The following is a 17,950-nucleotide window of genomic DNA, read 5'->3' as shown; positions in this document are numbered from 1 at the left end:
ATGCTTATTTTTTTACAGATTGCAAAGGTAATCAATTAGCACCTGCATTAAAAACTGAATACAAACGTTGTATATTTTGAAAATGTAAAATCTAAATTTTAACATTTTTTTTGAAAAAAAAATTGATTTACACTAAAATAGTGTTAACTTTGATTAATTAAAATTTATTATTAAGTCTTTTGCCTATAGAAAACAATTACTTTTTAGATTAAAAAAAACTTTTTTAACCCTTACTAAAAGGTAATGTTATGGTAAAAACAGAAATTCCCGACGCGGTGTTAGTAAATAATTATATTGATGGTGACGAAAATTCGCTTTCAATTTTAATTAATAGGCATCAATCCAAAATCTACAGTTACATATATTCAAAAATTTCTGATAGAGATCTTACTGAAGATATTTTTCAGGAAACGTTTTTCAAAGTTATTCATACGTTAAAAAGCAAAAAATATTACAGCGAAGAAGGTAAATTTTTATCATGGGTGTTGCGTATTGCAAGCAACTTAATTATTGATAAATTTAGAAATGATAAAAAAGCCTATTTTCAGCGCGATACGGATGAGTTACTGATTTTTTCTAGAATCAAGGACAGTTCTATGACTATTGAAAATGAATTAATCAAAAAACAAGTTGATATGGATTTGAAAAATATCATTCAGCAGCTACCACATGATCAGAAAGAAGTGATTTTGATGAGATATTATTCTGATATGAGCTTCAAGGAAATAGCTGACATCACTGGCGTAAGCGTCAACACAACATTAGGCAGAATGCGTTATGCTATTACAAATTTAAGAAAGGTAATTGAAAAAAATCAAATTTATTTACCAACCTAAACAATAAAATTTAATTTTTTGCGTTATTAAATAAACATCATAAAACCAATCTGATTTTTATGGCAAAACTTTACTCTAGAAAAAAATTAGCAAAAAAAACAATGTTACCAAAAAAAGAAACTATACAACTAATACTTCAATATTCTTGTGCATTGAAAGTTGTAAAAGTTGGTAAACTAACCTGTCATTTTATTGCTAATTAAGTAACATCCCGATAAATTTATCGGGATTTTTTTTTATAATATTCCTCCAACACCGATTTTCTTCCTATCGTTTTGGTAATAATATCATTTTCTAAATCCCATGCTCTAGCTGCTGAATACTCTCTTCCGTACCAAATTATTTGCAGATGTAAATCATTCCATTCCTTCATCGGGAAAATAGCTTTCGCATCTTTTTCAGTTTGCATTACATTTTTTCCATTGCTCAAATTCCATCTGTACATCAATCGGTGAATGTGTGTATCTACAGGAAATGCTGGAAACCCAAATGCCTGCGACATGACTACGCTTGCGGTTTTATGTCCAACTGATGGCAACGCTTCCAAAGCTTCAAAACTTTGTGGAACTTGTCCTTTATGCTCTGCAATTAAAATTTCAGATAGTCCGTAAATGCCTTTTGATTTCATTGGGGAAAGTCCGCAAGGTCTGATAATATCTTTTATTTCACCAACCGAAAGTTTTATCATGTCATAGGGATTATCGGCTTTTGCAAACAGGAGCGGAGTAATTTTATTGACCCTCACATCTGTACATTGAGCTGATAACAAAACCGCTATAAGCAATGTATAAGGATCTTTATGATCGAGAGGAATAGGAATTTCGGGGTATAGTTCTTTTAACGTATTTATAACAAACGTTGCACGTTCTCGTTTAGTCATTTTTGTATAAATTTGGATTATAAAAATACTGTAAACTTATTAAAATTATAAACTTTCTTAACTTTAAAATTATGACAACATTAAAAAAAGGCGATAAGGCACCAAGCTTTACTGGAACCGACCAAGACGGAAATACACATTCACTAACAGATTATTCTGAAAAAAAATTAGTTGTTTTCTTTTATCCAAAAGCAAATACACCTGGTTGTACTGTTGAAGCATGTGATTTAAGAGATAATTTTGATAGATATAAAGCAAATAATTATGCTTTGCTTGGTGTAAGTGCCGATAATGCAAAATCACAAAGTAATTTTAAAAATAAATTTGACTTACCGTTTCCCTTATTGGCAGATGAAACTAAAGAGATATTAAAAGCTTTTGGAGTATGGGGGCCAAAAAAATTTATGGGACGAGAATACGACGGTATTCATAGAACTACGTTTATTATTAACGAACACGGAATTATAGAAGACGTGATTTTAGACGTTAAGACAAAAAATCATACAGCTCAAATATTGAAGTAAAAAGTTTAGATAACCTGTTATCTTGAGTGTTGTTAATCAAATTTAATTAAAAAAAAAAATATACAAAAAATTTGTACTAATGTATTATGGCTGAAGATAATTTAACATCCTCATTCATAATACTTATATTTGTTTTCCAAACAAAACTACTATGAGCAAAAAAATATTGCTTACTTCCAAAGAAATCAATATAATACTTCGTCGTTTGGCTTGTCAGTTAATCGAAAAGAACCTCGATTTTTCCAATACAGTTATAATAGGCATTCAGCCTCGTGGTATTTATCTTGCTAATCGTATTAAGGCTATATTAGAAAAAGAGTACCAAATCAATGCTGTAAAATTAGGTTTCCTTGACATAACATTTTTTCGTGATGATTTTCGTAATCGCGACAAACAATTGGAAGCAAACAAAACACAAATAAATTTTTTGGTAGACGATAAAAAAGTAGTGTTTATTGATGATGTTCTTTTTACAGGACGAAGTATTAACGCGGCTTTAACAGCCATACAATCTTTTGGAAGACCCGCTGAAATAGAACTTTTAGTACTTATTGATAGAAGATTTAGTCGTCATTTGCCCATTCAACCTGATTATCGAGGAAGACAAGTAGATGCCATTTTGAATGAAAAAGTAAAAGTATGCTGGACAGAAAAGGATGGTGAAGACGCAGTGTATTTGATTTAAAATTTAAGACAGCTTGCAACACACAACTTACAACATATAACAAAATGTCAGAACTGTCAGTCAACAATTTATTAGGTATAAAATACCTTAAAAGAGAGGATATTGATTTAATTTTTGAAACGGCAGATTATTTCAAAGAAGTCATTAATCGTCCAATTAAAAAAGTGCCATCACTGCGAGATATTACTATAGCTAATATCTTTTTTGAAAATAGTACGCGAACAAAACTTTCCTTTGAAATAGCACAAAAAAGACTTTCTGCTGATATAATTAATTTCTCTGCTACACAATCTTCAGTCAAAAAAGGAGAAACTTTGATTGATACGGTCAACAATATTCTTTCGATGAAAGTGGATATGGTTATCATGCGTCATGCCAACGCTGGCGCCGCTTATTTCTTATCGAAAAATGTAAAAGCTAGTATTATTAACGCAGGTGATGGAGCGCATGAACATCCCACTCAAGGTTTATTAGACAGTTTTTCAATACGCGAAAAACTTGGAAAAGTAGGTGGAAAAAAAGTAGTAATCGTTGGTGATATTCTGCATTCACGAGTAGCTTTATCCAATATTTATACCCTAAAAATGCTAGGTGCCGAAGTAAAACTCTGTGGTCCAAAAACATTAATTCCTAAATATATAGAAAGTCTTGGAGTATCAGTTGAAACCAATTTACGTAAAGCACTAGAGTGGTGTGATGTTGCTAATGTGCTTCGGGTTCAAAACGAACGAATGGATGTGAACTATTTTCCATCCACAAGAGAATATGTTAAACAATTTGGAATAGATAAAACCTTGCTTGAATCTCTTTCTAAAGAAATTGTCATTATGCATCCGGGACCTATAAATAGGGGAGTAGAAATAACATCAGAAGTTGCAGACTCAAATCAATCTATTATTTTAGATCAAGTTGAAAATGGTGTTGCTATCCGAATGGCTGTGATTTATCTTTTGGCTTCTAAAATTAAAAAATAAATTAATGAATATTTCATCACAGGAGGCAACGGAATGATTGGAAGCCTTATACTGAATAAATGTCTTGACAATCCGAAGGTGAAAAATGTTACGAGTATTGTTAGAAAATCAACAACTCTTACGCATTCAAAACTAAAGGAAATTGTTCATACTAATTTTTTAGATTTTTATGAAATTGAAGAAAATTTTAGGAATCAAGATGTATGTTTTTATTGTTTAGGCGTTTATACGGGTCAAGTTCCAAGAGATGAATTTGCCAAAATAACGATAGATTTTACAAGAGCATTTGCCGAAATACTTCGTAAGAATAGCGATGCGCTAACTTTTTGTTTCTTAAGCGGACAAGGAGCGGATAGAGTAGAAAAAAGTAAAATAATGTTTGCCAAAGACAACGGTGTTGCTGAAAATATATTGTTTAAACTAAATTTTAGTAAAACGCATGTTTTTCGACCAGGCTATATTTATCCTGTAACTTCAAGAAAAGAACCAAATTTTTCTTATGCCTTAATGCGATTTTTTTATAAACCAATTATTAGCTCGTTACTTCCCTTTATGGCAATAACTTCAGAACAATTGGCGAACGCTATGGTAAAAGTAGGTTTAACAAGAGGTAATCAGGAAGTATATGAAAACAATTCAATCAGGAAAATATAATCATAAAAAATCTCGACTATTTAGGGACTTTTTTTAACTATTCTGTTTTAATACTTCTAATCTGTTTTAACTTTTCTTTCCAAGTCATTAGTTCTTCTTTTTGTTTCTCGATATTGTCCAACACTTCTTTTACCATTGGATTATCTGCTTTTGCTCTACCAAAAAACTGAATATTATTTTCTAATTGAAAAAGATTGCTTTGTACTTCATCTATTTTACGCATTATAAAGACTTTTTCGTTATCTAATTTCCGCGTGTTTTCTGCACCCGAAAGATTATCTAACCTGTTAGCATAACGAGCCATCTCGTTATCTTTTTTACTAGAACTTAATTTTTCAAATAAAGCATCGAGTATTTTATTAAATTTTCCTTCAATATGTCGTCGGGCAAAAGGTACTTTTCCAAAACTTTTCCATGTTTCGATATGCCCTTTAATAGCGTCCAAATCGGCTTTATGTTCTCCAATAAGTTCAAATGATTTTACAGTTTCTATGTAAGCTTTTTTATTTTCAAACGCTTGAATTTCTTCAGCATTCACTTCAGATTTTTGTTCTTTTATTTTTTCAAAATAAGTATTGCAAGCTGCTCTAAAATCTGTCCAAAGTTTGTCCGAAAACTTTCTTGGCACATGACCTATTGTTTTCCATTCTTCTTGAATTTGTTTCATCAACGGAGTAGTAGTAGCAAAATCGTTACTTTCTTTTAATTCATTTGCTTTTGCAACCAATGCTTGTTTTTTTGAAAGATTATCGTTTTGATCTTTTTTAATATCTTTATAGAACGAATTTTTTAGTACATTAAAACTTCTAACGGCGTTTTTAAAAGCAGTCCAAGTTTGATCTGTAACTTCTGATGGCACTTTTCCAGCGTTAAAAAAAGCATTTCGTAAGGCTTCAACTTTTTCAATTTGGGCTAACCAAGCATTATGAGAGTTTACTTTTTCTTGAGCCAAAACTTCTATTTGCGCAATGAGCTCTTTTTTCTTTTCTAAATTTGACGTTTCTACTTCGCGAAGTTGTTCGTACAAACCTTCTCTTTTATCATGCATTTGTTTGGTCAATTCACTGAATCTATTCCAAATTTCTTCACGATTATCTCTAGAAACGGGACCAATATCTTCTTTCCAGATGCGGTGTAAATCTTGTAATTCACGGAAAGATTTATTGATATCTTCTTCTTTTACTAATTCTTCCACGCGCTCAATTATTTTGAGCTTTTGCACCAAATTATGTTTAAAATCTAAATCTCTGATTTCTCTATCTAAATGAAGAACATCATAAAAATTTTCTAGATGAAAATGATAGTTATTCCAAACGTGATTGTATTTATCTTTAGGAATTGGCCCAGCTAATTTCCATCTATCTCTAATATCATTAAATTTCTTTAGCGTAACAGGAATATTTTCTTGGCTATGTATTAAATTTTTCAGTTCCTCTACAATAGTCAATCTGTTATCTAAATTTGACTTTAAATTATTCTGTAAACTTTGAAAATGATTGTTTCTTTTATCTCTATAATATGAGTAAAGTTGATCAAACTTAATTTTTAAAGGAAAATGGTAGTGAAAATCTTCGTTGTTTTCTGGATTTTCAGCAAGGAATTCTTCTTTCTTTTCATCAATAAAATGGTAGTATTTTGACAAGAATGATTTCTTTAACTCTTCAACATGATCCTTAACAGACATTAATTTTTCAATGACAACTAATTTTTCTAATTCATCAATTAATTGTTCCATCGATAAAGTATAGTAGTCTAACATTGGAATATCATGACGGTCTTTCAAGGTGTCATCTTCTCCTTCTTCTGCGTTAACTTCTTCAATAGCTTTTACTGCTGTATGGTTCACATTTTCAGTAACAGGAATTGCATCAGTAACTTTTTTGTCGTTCAATTCTATAGTATTGTTTTCAGTTTCTGGCGTAAATTCTGGAACTACTTCTAGGGTTGTTTGCGCAGCTTGTTCGTTATTATTAACGGCAAAGTTTTTATCTTCAAATTTATGATTATCAACTGTTTCTACAACAAGGACTTCTTTTTCTGAAGCTATTTCAATTTCATGCTCTGAAAGGGATTCGGTTAAAACAGCAACTTTTTTAAACGAATTTTTTGTTTCTACTTCTGTTGTTATAGTTGGAGTTTCATCTGTTATCGTGGTGACATTTGGTACAAGTTCTTCTAAAAGTGATTCTGGTTCTTCTTGTGCATTTATTTCTACAACTTCTTCAACTGGAGTTAGTACATCTGTAATAGAATTTTCAAATTCTTCAGTAGTTACAGCAGTTGCTATTTCTTTTTGATTTTCATGAGGAACTTCTAGATTTTCAGCAAATGTAACTTCTTGAGATTCATTGGCTACATTTCCATCTGCTTCAAGCAGGTTATCATTCTTTTCTTCTAACATTTTGTAAATGTTTTAAGGGTTATACATATTGAGGGCGAAAGATACTAAAGTAGTACTAAAGTTCAAAGGAAATGGCTAGTTTCTCTACTATTTTGTGCTGAATTAAGATGGTTTTCTTTAAAAACCAAAAAACGTTGCAGAATCTCCATAGCGTTTGGTATGTATTTGTAAGTATTAAATTTAGTTTATCAAAACCTTTTTAGTAACCGAATTAGTACTTGATACTAATTTTACAAAATAAAGACCTTTCGGTAAATTGCTAACGGAATAACTATTGTTTTCAAAAGTTGGTTTTTTTATTTGTTGTAAAACTTGTCCGTTAATGGTAATAATTACAATTTCATCTAAACTAATATCGATAGAAATGGTAACATTTCCGTTAGTTGAAGGGTTTGGATAAATTGAAACCGATGAAAGATTGTAATTAGTTTGAGTGTTTAAAAAGGCTCCCCAAATTTGAAAAACATATTCAGGATGATCTATGAAGGGATTTCTGTTTCCTTGCACCGCATATATTGCATCATTTCTATCAATTTCTTTTTGACTTACTGGATCAGCAATATGCCAACTGTACAATAAATTCAAATACCATTGTTCAAAAACCTTATTATTTGAACCATCTAAAACTGTATCGCCATTGGGGTCTAATGTTTGCCAAGTGCCAATTTGGTCTTCATAGCAAGTTGCCATATAAAAATAGTTTCGGGCAAAATCACCTTTAAACTGGTCTGCTGGTTCAAAAACTTGAAGAGAATATGGATAATTTGGCGCAACACAAGAACCTATTTTCCATCCGTTACCTATAGAGTTAGTTACTGATGGGTTTACTGTGGCATACACTAGATTTCCTCTTAAATTATTATCTTTTTTATCAGATGGCATTACAATAAAGGCATCCGAATACATTTGGCTTGTGTTTGAACCTCCAAACCAACTTTTGGGAAAGGTGTGTTCTTTATTGTAACGTTGACATTCAGCAGTGCCTAATGTACCGTCATCTTGTTGACCTCCATTGGCTACCGATCCAAAAATAAAATTACAATTGGAATAAATTTCCCACACGAATCCATCGGGTCTATCGTCGGATGTTTGAAATAAATTCCATAACCCTGAACCATAACTTATGGTATTGTGCGGACTTATTTTATTAAATAATTGGGTTTTCAATATAAATCCAGTTCCAGTTGCTGAACTATAATATCCGGGTGGAATAGACATAACGGCATTAGCATTTTTTGCTATTTCTTGTGCATTAATAACTATTGCAATACTCCAAAATAATAGGGTAAAAATTCTCTTCATTTTATTTAAATTTCTTTTTTTCGTTCTAATAAAGCCATATAAAATCCATCAAAACCTGTATCTTGTGCAAGTATTTTACACTCTTTAACAAAGGTAAATGATTTTCCTGTTTCAGTATTTAAAAATTTTTTCACTTGCTCTTGATTTTCAGAAGGTAGGATAGAGCAGGTAGCGTAGACTAATTTTCCTCCTGGCTTGACTATTTTAGAGTAGTTTTCTAAAACTTCGGCTTGTATTTTTTTAATGTTATCGATGAAATCGGGTTGCAATTTCCATTTGGCATCTGGGTTTCTTTTTAAAACTCCTAAACCGCTACAGGGTGCATCAATCAATACTCTATCGGCTTTTTCATGGAGTTTTTTGATAACTTTTGTTGAATCTATAATTCTATATTCTATGTTGAAAGCACCATTTCTTTTGGCTCTTAATTTTAGTTGTTTTAATTTACTTTCATACAAATCCATAGCAATTAATTGCCCTTTGTTTTCCATTAAAGATGCCATGTGCAAGGTTTTTCCACCAGCTCCAGCACAGGTATCAACTACTCGCATTCCGGGTTGAACATCCAGAAAAGCTGCAACTAATTGAGAAGATGCATCTTGCACTTCAAAAAAGCCTTCCTTGAACGCATCCGTTAAGAAAACATTTGCTCTTTCTTTCAAAACCAAAGCATCGGGTTGGTCTTTAAGAAATTCAGTTTCTATGTTTAAATCCATTAAAATGGCATGAAGTTGTTCTTTGGTCGTCTTTAAAGTATTTACCCGAAGAATAACTTGTGCTTGTTTGTTTTGAGCGGCAATTTCTTTAGTCCAAAGATCTTCGCCAAGCTCTTTTGCACCTAGTTCATCCATCCAATCCGGAATAGATTCTCGCATTTTTCTGATTTTCGACAGTTCGTCAAAACGACCTTTAATTTTACGTTCTGGGGTTCCCTCAAGCTGACGCCAATCGGGTATTGGATAACCACGCAATACTCCCCAAACAGCAAACATTCGCCATAAATGGTCTCGGTTGAAGGGTTCTTTTACCTCAGCAATTTCCATGTAAAGTCTTTTCCAACGAACAATTTCATAAATGGTTTCGGCAACAAATTTTCTATCAGAACTTCCCCAACGTTTGTCTTTTTTCAGGGCGCGGGCTACTACCTTATCAGCATATTCTCCGTCGTTAAAGATAGCATTCAAGGAGTCAATGGTGGTGTAAACTAAATTTCGGTGTAAACGCATAATATGAAAAAATAAGCGAACAAATATATTGCTTTTTCAGTAGCAACACTTAAATAAAAATTGTTAAAACTACTATAGGCTTTATTATTACTTATATTTGAAATTGCAAATAAAAATAAAAATTACATGAAAAACATAAAACTTTTTGCTGCCTTTAGTTTGTTACTTTTAGTAAATTATTTAAGTTTAGCACAACCCTTCCAAATAGGACACACCACTATAAATTTTACAGATACTACCAGAAATAATAGAGTTATTGCTACTGAAATCTACTATCCATCAGATAGTGCGGGTGATAATGTTGCGTTGACTTCTTCAACTAATTTGGTTTTTCCCCTGCTGAGTTTTGGTCACGGATTTGTAATGACTTGGGATGTCTATCAAAATTATTGGAGTTTATTAGTTCCAAAAGGTTACATCATGGTTTTTCCAAAAACAGAAGGTTCATTATCGCCATCTCATCTAGATTTTGGAAAAGATTTGTCTTTTGCTTTGAATCAAATGACGATTTTGAATTCTAACGCTGCTTCAATTTTTTATAACAGAATAAGTTCAATGAATGCCGTAATGGGTCATAGTATGGGTGGCGGAGCATCATTTTTGGCAGCACAATTAAATCCCAATATTAAATCATTAATAAATTTTGCAGCAGCAGAAACTAATCCATCAGCTATTCAATCGGCAGCAGGTATATCTATTCCTTCTTTAATCTTTTCGGGAGCCAATGATTGTGTTGCGCCATCCAATACAAATCAAATTCCTATGTATTTAGGATTGGCAAGTACTTGTAAAACTTTAGTTACTATTATGGGTGGAAGTCATTGTCAGATGGCAAACAGTAATTTTTTCTGCGGCATTGGAGAGTCAACTTGTACGCCACAACCTGCGATAACTAGAACAGAACAACAAAATATTATTAACAATTATCTGCTGCCTTGGTTGGATTACCAACTGAAAGGGAATTGTGTTCAAGGAGCAATTTTTGATACTCAAATACTAACGGATAATGCTATTACTTATCAAAAAAATTGCAATCAATGTACTAATTTGAGTAATACTAATTTAGTAAATGAAAATAAGGTAAAACTTTCTCCAAATCCAGCAAAAGAGTATATCGGTGTTACAGGAATACTTGGAGAAAAGTATCAAATTAAAATTTATGACATTTCAGGTAAAACAATTATAACAAAAGAATTTACAACCGAAACTACTATTGAAACTTCAAATTTGGTAAAAGGGATTTATATATATCACATCGATAATCAAGTGGGTTTTACTAGTAATGGTAAGTTTATAAAGTAGCTCTATCAGTTTCAATTCTTCGCATTTGAATTTTTTCGGGTGCGTGAAGCACTAATGGGAACTGTTCAATTTTTACCGAACTACTGTCTAATCCAAATCCTTTTTCTTCAGATAAACTCCATCCTTTCATAAGGAAATAGGTATTCATAACAATTTTTTCGAAGAAACTTAAATCACTGTCATTTGAAAGAAATTTTTCAGAAAGTACAAATTTGAAATCACCAATGATATTATTTTTATTCAATGATTCATATCTGCTGGTTATATCAACTTCCCCGCGTTCTACCATCTCTTTGATAACTTGTTTGAACATTAAATTAATTTTTGTTGGCTCTCTAAACCCAAGATAAAAATCAATTCGGTAAATGTCATCTTTTATAATTTCAGATACTCTGTATTCTTTTTTGTAGGGTTCACTTAAAACATTCACGTGTATAAACCAGTATAAATCGGCACGTTTTGGTCTTTTTTGAAGAATAGAATACATTACTTTTTCTTCAATTTCATCACTTCTATGAGAGTTTGTCATATAAACGAGATGAGTAGCATATTTTGGTATTGATAAATCCACACTTAATTCAGCTAAAACTTTTTTATAATCTTCGATCTTTACAATTTTAGTGTAGTTTTTACTAATTTGTTTAGCTAAATACCAGGTTGCCATTATACCTATCAATCCAGATGCAATTAATAATGTTACAAAACCTCCGTGTAGAAATTTTACAATATTGGCATATAAAAAACTGAATTCGATTACTAGATAAATAGTTATAAGCGGTATGATTAAATATAATTTCACTCTTTTCATTATCAGATAAAAATTGAGTAAAATGGTCGTCATAATCATGCATAAAATAATAGCTAAACCATAAGCATGCTCCATATTTGAAGACTCTTTAAAATACAATACAATTCCGATACAGCCCAGTAAGAGTAACCAGTTTATCGAAGGTATGTACAACTGTCCTTTTAAATCTGATGGATATTTAATTTTAACTTTTGGCCAAAAATTTAAACGCATTGCCTCATTTATTAAAGTAAATGATCCGCTTATTAACGCTTGTGAAGCTATGACAGCAGCCAATGTTGCAATTACAATTCCAAATGGTTGAAACCAATCTGCCATCATCAAATAAAAAGGATTTCCGGCATTTCCACCAAGTTGTAGTAACGTTTTTCCTTCGTGACGGATTAAATAAGCTCCTTGTCCAAAATAATTTAATAATAGCATAGTTTTTACAAATATCCAGCTGACTCTTATATTTTTCCTTCCACAATGTCCCATGTCAGAATACAACGCTTCTGCACCAGTTGTACAAAGAAAAACTGCTCCAAGCACAAAAAAACCTTCAGGATGAATATTTAATAATTCATAGGCATAATAAGGATTGATTGCATTGAAAACAGAAAAATCTTTAAATATTTGTATGGTTCCTAATACCCCTAACATGGTAAACCAAACGAGCATCATAGGAGCAAAAAATTTACCTACTAGTTTTGAGCCAAATTGTTGTATGGTAAATAATGCTATAAGAATACCAATTACAATGGGGATAGTATTAATTTCTGGATTAAAAAGACGTAATCCTTCAACGGCTGAAGATACAGAAATGGGCGGCGTTATTACACCATCTGCAAGTAAGGCGCTTCCACCAATAATTGCCGGAACAATCAACCATTTTATTTTAGTCCTTTTAACCAACGCAAATAAAGCAAAAATCCCTCCTTCGCCGTGGTTATCTGCACTCAAGGTAATCAACACATATTTTAAAGTAGTTTGAAGTGTAAGAGTCCAAAAAATACATGATATTCCTCCTAAAACTATACCTTTTGAAATGGCATGAACACCTAGTATTGCTTTCAGTACATATAAAGGAGAAGTACCAATATCGCCATAAATAATTCCTAATGTTACAAGTAATCCTCCTGTAGTAAGTTTGCTGTGAAGCTGATGATTATGGGCATTCATAAATATAAATTAAAGGGGAACAAATGTACTGTTTTTTTAAAATAATTATTTTTTTGACTCTTTTTTTTTCTGAACAAAAAAAATCATCACCTACTGGTGATGATTTTTTCTAAAATAATAAATAACTAAAAAAGATATTTCTTAAATTCTACGGTTTCCTCTTGAACTATTTTCATTTCTTACGGAATTTACGCTACGGTTGTTTGAAAACGTTCTAACTTTAGGATTTCTTATAGACTCAAAGTTTCTAGTATTATGTTCCTGAATGCTTAAATTTCTTGGTGATTGATAAGCTTGATTTGAAAAACTTCTTGGGGTTGCATTGCTATTTCTTGGTGTTTGAGTAACAATTATATTATTTTGTTGGTTGGAATTTCTAGGATTTGAAAATGCTCTTGAATTGCTGATGTTGTGAACATAACTTCTAGACGCATTAACGCTTGTTGTATTATTTATTCTAGGCAAATTAGAATTAAAATTTCTACTTGAGTTTACTGCTACCTCATTTCTTGAAGCAACGGTATTTAAAATTCTGTGTTGATTCAAATCATAACTATTTGAATAACCACTATTTCTAAAACCAAAAGAGCGGTCTAGATAACGATTTTCATATCCATTGCATCTTCTGCCTCTGTACAAATTATAGGCAACCTGACATCTTCTATAACTTACATAGTTGTAATAATTATAATTGTTGATGCAAATTCCAATATGATTTCTGTATCTAAAAATAGGAAAGGGTGACCAAGCATAATAATAACTTGGATAATATCCCCAATTCCAAGAAGAATAATATGGATGATAATTCCCAGTCCAAAACGAATTATAAATTACTGGCGTTGTAACATATACTGGTTCATATATATAGTTCGAACCATACATATAAACATCGCCAACTACCTGAACTTGAACATTGTTATGTCTATCTCTCTGCACTTCTATTGTGGCAACGTCTTGAAATGTATCGCGACCAAGAACAGATTGAATTACAATTAAATGTGTGTTTCTTTCAATAGTTTCAATTACGCGCAAATAATCTACTTGATTATCTTCATTCAAATCTAAATTAGAAATCTGAATTTTGGGATCATTAAGCCTTCTTTCAAAATCATTTAAATCTCGGGAATCGCCAAAGATAGAAGCAACAGCTTTTAAGTCTAAATTATCGCTAATATCAGAACTGGTGGCTGTAACAGTAGTTCTGTCTTGCGCATAATTTTTTGAAATACTCAAAACTATTAGTAATAAAAATGTTAAAATTTTTGTTTTCATGATTCTAAATTTTAATGATTGATAAGTAGTAATAAATATTCAATTATTGTGCCACAGTGTTTGTTTGAGTTAATTTCAATTGTTAGTAAAAAAAAGAGAGCAATTGCTCTCTTTATCGACCTAATTTTTTATTGCGATATTGTTGCAATAGTTTTTTATTAAAATTTTCCTCTGCTCTTTTAAGTTTTAAAATCTTAATAGGTGCAATAACACCTTTTAAACTTAAAACAAATTTCTTTTTGGCTTGATACAACTCATCTTCTGAACTTTCCATTTGTGTCAACATTGTTGAAGCATCCTTGTCTGATAATTTATCTAATGCATCATCATCAAGTCTTTCTAAATAACCTTTTAGTCTTATTTTTTTAATTTCTTGCTGTTTATCTTCAAAACCATTAAAAAGCGGCCAAAATTTTGTTGCCTCATCCGGTGTTAAATCAAGCTCATTAGTAATAAATCCTATCTTTATAGCTCGAATTTGTTCTTTCTTTTTTCGAAGAAAAGAACCATCCTGAGCCAATGCATTTAAAGAAATGATAACTGAAAGTAGCGTTATTATTTTATTTATTTTCATGTAATTAGTCTATAATGTATTGTTCCAAATTGGTGTTTGATTTTAAAATATCTTCTATATCATTGTTTTTAATATTGAAATCAACTTTCATTTTTTCCACATCTTCTTTTTCTAATAATTCTACAATTTCATCTTCAGATATTGTAGATTGATTGGCAAGATAATTTTCTAATGTGGTTGAATCTACTTCTTCGATTTTGTTAGAAAACTCATTGTGTAATGCAATCGATAACAGTAAAATAAGAAATGCTGCAGCTGCAAAATACCAAGTTTTTCGCAAGCTAAAAATAGATAGCGTCTTTTTTTCTTGTTTTGGTAATTGTTCTAAAATTCTATTTGAAAATGCATTAAAATATCCTTCAGGTATTATAAATCCTGATGTAATTTTAGGTTGGTTATCTAATTTAAAATCTTTCATTCTCATTTGACAAAGGGTACAGTAAATGGTTTAATTAGTTTTAACAAAACCTTCAATTTTTTTTACAGCGTGATGATAGGATGCTTTCAAAGCACCAACCGATGTGCCCAAAATTTCTGATATCTCTTCATATTTTAGTTCTTCATAATATTTCATTTTAAAAACTAATTTTTGTTTTTCGGGTAATAAGGCAACTGCTTTTTGTAATTTGATTTGGATTTCGTTACCATCAAAATAAGTGTCGGCTTGAAGATTGTCTACAATTTTACTTTGCAATGCCTCGCTTGTGGTTCCGTTTCTTTTGGCTTTATTATTAATGAATGTAATGGCTTCGTTGGTGGCAATGCGATACATCCACGAAAAAAGTTTGCTATCTCCATTAAAATCTTTTAAATATCTAAATACTTTTATGAAAGTATTTTGCAAAACATCATCGGTATCATCATGGTTGAGCACAATATTTCGGATGTGGTTGTATAAAGGTCTTTGATAATTGCGCAAGAGTTTTTGAAACGCAGCATTTTGCGTTTTTGGATTTAATAATTCCTGAATGAAATCCTTTTCTTCTTGCAAAGTAAAAATTTAGCTATTGGAATAAAGATAAATGCAAAGGTTTAATATCTTTTAAAATTAAGGGTTTTCAGTTGGAAGTGTTTTTATTTCTGAAGTCTCGGGAGTTATAACTTTTGGAGCCACAACAGATTTTACAATGTCCACTTTTGGAAAAACAGGAATATAAATTTCGGTTAACCATTTAGAAGGTTGTTTTATATCATCAATAGTTTTTACGTAAACTTCGGTATAAAAACCTGCAAAGTTTTCCTTAAAACCTTTATCAGCAATGTATATTTTTGCTTTTGCCCAAGCTTCCTTACTATGAGAATAATCGCCAGTTAAGGTGGTTTTCAAACAAGTAAAAGCGGTTATTTCGGCAGACGAAACATCACTTCCGGGCGAAATTGAAATGTTTTGTCCAACGGGAATACAAACAGATATTGTTGCAATATCATTCTCAATATCAAATTTATCATATTGTACAAAAGGTTTTCCAGCCATTGTTATTTTGTTTTTTTGAAAAAAATGAATCATGTTAGGCATCATTATTTTAATATTTCTCGAAACACTTTTGATTTGACAAGAAACGGTTTGTTTCAAACAAAAACCTGACGTTCGTTGTACAACGCCATTAACGTTTATCGAATAGGTTTTCATTTCGTACTCCAAGGTCTTATCCAAATTGCGTAAACTTTTTTCTAAAAAATCGGTCAAAATCGCACTTACACCTCCTTTAAAAAAGGTCGTTATTTTGGTCATAATATCCATTTTGCCTTTAGCGCGAATGGTTATTTTTGTTCCGTTTAGGGTGTCTTTAAATGTCCAATATATGGTGGCTGTAGTACCGTTAAAGTTAGCTTTTTGTGCTATATTGTCATTCTCTTTTACAAAAATTGTTGTAATATCACCGCTATCCGAACCGTTTTTGCAAGAAAACGCAGCACCGTGACCTATTGTTTTTGAAGCATAATTAAATTTAATTCCACCATCTTTATGCATCCATGAACCAAAGGTTTCCCAGTTTTTATAATCATTTACATAATCAAAAACAGTGGTTCGTTGTGTTTTTACTACGCTACTTTTGGAAATTTCAAAATCCCCTTTTTGTGTGGTAACATAGACCGTAATGCCTATAAAAGCTAATAATATCAGTAGGAATATATATTTTAAAATTCTCATTAGTCTATTTTTAAGTAAGACAAAGTTAAGATAAAACATTCAACTTGATGGATTGAGATTAACTATATTTGTTAGTATTATAAAACAATTTATGAAAACAAAAAGTGAGCTTCGCGGAATTTTATTCAGACATTTAGATGGTATTGTTACCGTTCCTGTGGCATACTCTTTATATAAAAAGGGGGTTTTAGATTTTATTTTACAGCAACAAAAAGTATCTCTAGAAAAACTTACAGAGCAGTTCCAAGCAAACGAAGGTTATCTAAATGTAGCACTTCGGGTTTTAGCTTCTCAAGGTTGGCTTACCCAAACTATTGATACTATCGAAAATAAAATCATTTATGCTACAACTGATAAAAGTAAAACTGCTTTTGCATTAGTTCAAATTTATAAAGATGTTTTTGATTTAATGGAATTTTCAGAACATTTTCATCCAAGAAAATTTGAAGTCGAGCCTTTTGAAATGTTAGCTAAATTGTTCGTAAAATACAAATCAAACTTCGGAATTTCGTTTTCTAATGATGCTAAAATTCGTCCCATTCAAGAACAAGTTTTATATCACATAGAAGGTCTTTTAGTCGGACCAACCATAGTTATGCTAGGAATGACCAGAATGTTTCATAAATATTTTATGGAAACTTCTTTTCGCCCAGAAGAGTTCCATAAAAAACCAGAATGTTTTAAGGAAATACTCGACTTTCTGACGCATTTAGATTGGTTTACAAAAATAAACAATCATTATCAGTTCACCGGAAGAGGTTTGTTTTATGCCAAAAGAGCCGCTGCTTATGGTGTTACGGTTTCTTACATCCCTACATTACGTAAAATGGATGACTTACTTTTTGGGAATCCAAGCCTACTCCGAAATATAGGTGAACACGAAACGGAATTGCATGTGGACAGGGCGATGAATATTTGGGGAAGTGGTGGCGCTCATGCTGAATATTTTAAAATTGTTGACGAAATTATTATCGAATTATTTAATCGTCCAATAGTTGAGCAACCAAAAGGAATTTTGGATATGGGTTGTGGCAATGGTGCATTTTTAGAACATATGTTTGATGTGATTGAACGGCAAACTAAAAGAGGTAAACTGCTCGATGAGCATCCGTTATTTTTAATTGGTGTAGATTATAATGATGCGGCACTAAAAGTAACACGAGCCAACCTTATTAAAGCTGATATTTGGGCAAAAGTTA

General features: G+C 31.5%; 17 protein-coding genes. 7 read left to right on the top strand and 10 right to left on the bottom strand.

What is annotated here, in order from left to right:
- Positions 1-248 precede the first annotated feature (248 nt).
- Positions 249-836: a sigma-70 family RNA polymerase sigma factor gene (locus Q0Q96_RS05550; protein WP_293872240.1), complete on the top strand. Its 588-nt coding sequence runs from the start codon at positions 249-251 to the stop codon at positions 834-836.
- A gap of 220 nt (positions 837-1,056) precedes the next feature.
- Here the strand turns inward: Q0Q96_RS05550 and nth are convergent, their stop codons facing one another.
- Positions 1,057-1,716: an endonuclease III gene (gene nth / locus Q0Q96_RS05545; RefSeq protein ID WP_293872239.1), complete on the bottom strand. Its 660-nt coding sequence runs from the start codon at positions 1,714-1,716 to the stop codon at positions 1,057-1,059.
- Between the two features lie 71 nt (positions 1,717-1,787).
- On the opposite strand from nth, the gene bcp reads away from it, so the two are divergent.
- From bcp to Q0Q96_RS05525, 4 genes are all read left to right on the top strand, one after another.
- Entirely contained in the window at positions 1,788-2,240 is a 453-nt protein-coding gene (gene bcp, locus Q0Q96_RS05540; RefSeq protein WP_293872238.1) for a thioredoxin-dependent thiol peroxidase, read from the top strand.
- Between the two features lie 151 nt (positions 2,241-2,391).
- On the top strand, positions 2,392-2,925 hold the full coding sequence (gene pyrR, locus Q0Q96_RS05535; RefSeq protein ID WP_293872237.1) for a bifunctional pyr operon transcriptional regulator/uracil phosphoribosyltransferase PyrR: 534 nt from the start codon (positions 2,392-2,394) through the stop codon (positions 2,923-2,925).
- A 44-nt stretch (positions 2,926-2,969) separates the two neighbouring features.
- Entirely contained in the window at positions 2,970-3,899 is a 930-nt protein-coding gene (locus Q0Q96_RS05530; protein WP_293872236.1) for an aspartate carbamoyltransferase catalytic subunit, read from the top strand.
- A complete protein-coding gene (locus Q0Q96_RS05525) occupies positions 3,900-4,553 on the top strand; it encodes an NAD-dependent epimerase/dehydratase family protein (protein WP_366069023.1) in 654 nt (217 codons plus the stop codon).
- A 37-nt stretch (positions 4,554-4,590) separates the two neighbouring features.
- Here Q0Q96_RS05525 and Q0Q96_RS05520 read toward each other — a convergent pair whose 3' ends face one another.
- From Q0Q96_RS05520 to Q0Q96_RS05510, 3 genes are all read right to left on the bottom strand, one after another.
- On the bottom strand, positions 4,591-6,954 hold the full coding sequence (locus Q0Q96_RS05520) for a DUF349 domain-containing protein (protein ID WP_366069019.1): 2,364 nt from the start codon (positions 6,952-6,954) through the stop codon (positions 4,591-4,593).
- Between the two features lie 180 nt (positions 6,955-7,134).
- On the bottom strand, positions 7,135-8,256 hold the full coding sequence (locus Q0Q96_RS05515; protein ID WP_293872235.1) for an endonuclease: 1,122 nt from the start codon (positions 8,254-8,256) through the stop codon (positions 7,135-7,137).
- Between the two features lie 5 nt (positions 8,257-8,261).
- Positions 8,262-9,482, bottom strand: coding sequence for a methyltransferase domain-containing protein (locus Q0Q96_RS05510; protein ID WP_293872234.1), 1,221 nt, complete (start codon positions 9,480-9,482; stop codon positions 8,262-8,264).
- Positions 9,483-9,608: 126 nt separating this feature from the next.
- Here Q0Q96_RS05510 and Q0Q96_RS05505 point away from each other — a divergent pair, with 126 nt between their 5' ends.
- The gene (locus tag Q0Q96_RS05505; RefSeq protein ID WP_293872233.1) at positions 9,609-10,784 is read left to right on the top strand and encodes a T9SS type A sorting domain-containing protein; all 1,176 of its coding nucleotides are present in this window, start codon (positions 9,609-9,611) and stop codon (positions 10,782-10,784) included.
- Here the strand turns inward: Q0Q96_RS05505 and Q0Q96_RS05500 are convergent.
- The 6 genes from Q0Q96_RS05500 to Q0Q96_RS05475 form a co-directional block, all read right to left on the bottom strand.
- On the bottom strand, positions 10,774-12,753 hold the full coding sequence (locus Q0Q96_RS05500; protein ID WP_293872232.1) for a KUP/HAK/KT family potassium transporter: 1,980 nt from the start codon (positions 12,751-12,753) through the stop codon (positions 10,774-10,776). The genes Q0Q96_RS05505 and Q0Q96_RS05500 overlap by 11 nt on opposite strands.
- 141 nt (positions 12,754-12,894) lie before the next feature.
- Positions 12,895-14,025, bottom strand: a complete 1,131-nt coding sequence (locus Q0Q96_RS05495; protein ID WP_293872231.1) for a hypothetical protein — start codon at positions 14,023-14,025, stop codon at positions 12,895-12,897.
- 112 nt (positions 14,026-14,137) lie between these two features.
- Positions 14,138-14,599, bottom strand: a complete 462-nt coding sequence (locus Q0Q96_RS05490; protein ID WP_293872230.1) for a sensor of ECF-type sigma factor — start codon at positions 14,597-14,599, stop codon at positions 14,138-14,140.
- Positions 14,600-14,603: 4 nt separating this feature from the next.
- Positions 14,604-15,017 carry a hypothetical protein gene (locus Q0Q96_RS05485; protein ID WP_293872229.1) on the bottom strand — a complete coding sequence of 138 codons (414 nt, stop codon included), beginning with the start codon at positions 15,015-15,017 and terminating at the stop codon, positions 14,604-14,606.
- Between the two features lie 30 nt (positions 15,018-15,047).
- Entirely contained in the window at positions 15,048-15,590 is a 543-nt protein-coding gene (locus tag Q0Q96_RS05480) for a sigma-70 family RNA polymerase sigma factor (RefSeq protein WP_293872228.1), read from the bottom strand.
- Between the two features lie 57 nt (positions 15,591-15,647).
- On the bottom strand, positions 15,648-16,751 hold the full coding sequence (locus tag Q0Q96_RS05475; protein WP_293872227.1) for a transcriptional regulator: 1,104 nt from the start codon (positions 16,749-16,751) through the stop codon (positions 15,648-15,650).
- 91 nt (positions 16,752-16,842) lie between these two features.
- Between Q0Q96_RS05475 and Q0Q96_RS05470 the strand changes: the two genes are divergently transcribed.
- The coding region (locus Q0Q96_RS05470) for a class I SAM-dependent methyltransferase (RefSeq protein ID WP_293872226.1) at positions 16,843-17,950 on the top strand (1,108 nt) is incomplete at its 3' end.

The organism is Flavobacterium sp., assembly GCF_025352015.1.
Lineage (GTDB): Bacteria > Bacteroidota > Bacteroidia > Flavobacteriales > Flavobacteriaceae > Flavobacterium.
Note: the sequence above shows the minus strand (reverse complement) of the source record. Positions and strands in the feature narration are given on the sequence as shown.

Bases quoted from the DNA above. Each gene is read 5' to 3' on its own strand.
- Q0Q96_RS05550 (WP_293872240.1), top strand. From the start codon at position 249: ATGGTAAAAACAGAAATTCCCGACGCGGTGTTAGTAAATAATTATATT.
- nth (WP_293872239.1), bottom strand. From the start codon at position 1,716: ATGACTAAACGAGAACGTGCAACGTTTGTTATAAATACGTTAAAAGAA.
- bcp (WP_293872238.1), top strand. From the start codon at position 1,788: ATGACAACATTAAAAAAAGGCGATAAGGCACCAAGCTTTACTGGAACC.
- pyrR (WP_293872237.1), top strand. From the start codon at position 2,392: ATGAGCAAAAAAATATTGCTTACTTCCAAAGAAATCAATATAATACTT.
- Q0Q96_RS05530 (WP_293872236.1), top strand. From the start codon at position 2,970: ATGTCAGAACTGTCAGTCAACAATTTATTAGGTATAAAATACCTTAAA.
- Q0Q96_RS05520 (WP_366069019.1), bottom strand. From the start codon at position 6,954: ATGTTAGAAGAAAAGAATGATAACCTGCTTGAAGCAGATGGAAATGTA.
- Q0Q96_RS05515 (WP_293872235.1), bottom strand. From the start codon at position 8,256: ATGAAGAGAATTTTTACCCTATTATTTTGGAGTATTGCAATAGTTATT.
- Q0Q96_RS05510 (WP_293872234.1), bottom strand. From the start codon at position 9,482: ATGCGTTTACACCGAAATTTAGTTTACACCACCATTGACTCCTTGAAT.
- Q0Q96_RS05505 (WP_293872233.1), top strand. From the start codon at position 9,609: ATGAAAAACATAAAACTTTTTGCTGCCTTTAGTTTGTTACTTTTAGTA.
- Q0Q96_RS05500 (WP_293872232.1), bottom strand. From the start codon at position 12,753: ATGAATGCCCATAATCATCAGCTTCACAGCAAACTTACTACAGGAGGA.
- Q0Q96_RS05495 (WP_293872231.1), bottom strand. From the start codon at position 14,025: ATGAAAACAAAAATTTTAACATTTTTATTACTAATAGTTTTGAGTATT.
- Q0Q96_RS05490 (WP_293872230.1), bottom strand. From the start codon at position 14,599: ATGAAAATAAATAAAATAATAACGCTACTTTCAGTTATCATTTCTTTA.
- Q0Q96_RS05485 (WP_293872229.1), bottom strand. From the start codon at position 15,017: ATGAAAGATTTTAAATTAGATAACCAACCTAAAATTACATCAGGATTT.
- Q0Q96_RS05475 (WP_293872227.1), bottom strand. From the start codon at position 16,751: ATGAGAATTTTAAAATATATATTCCTACTGATATTATTAGCTTTTATA.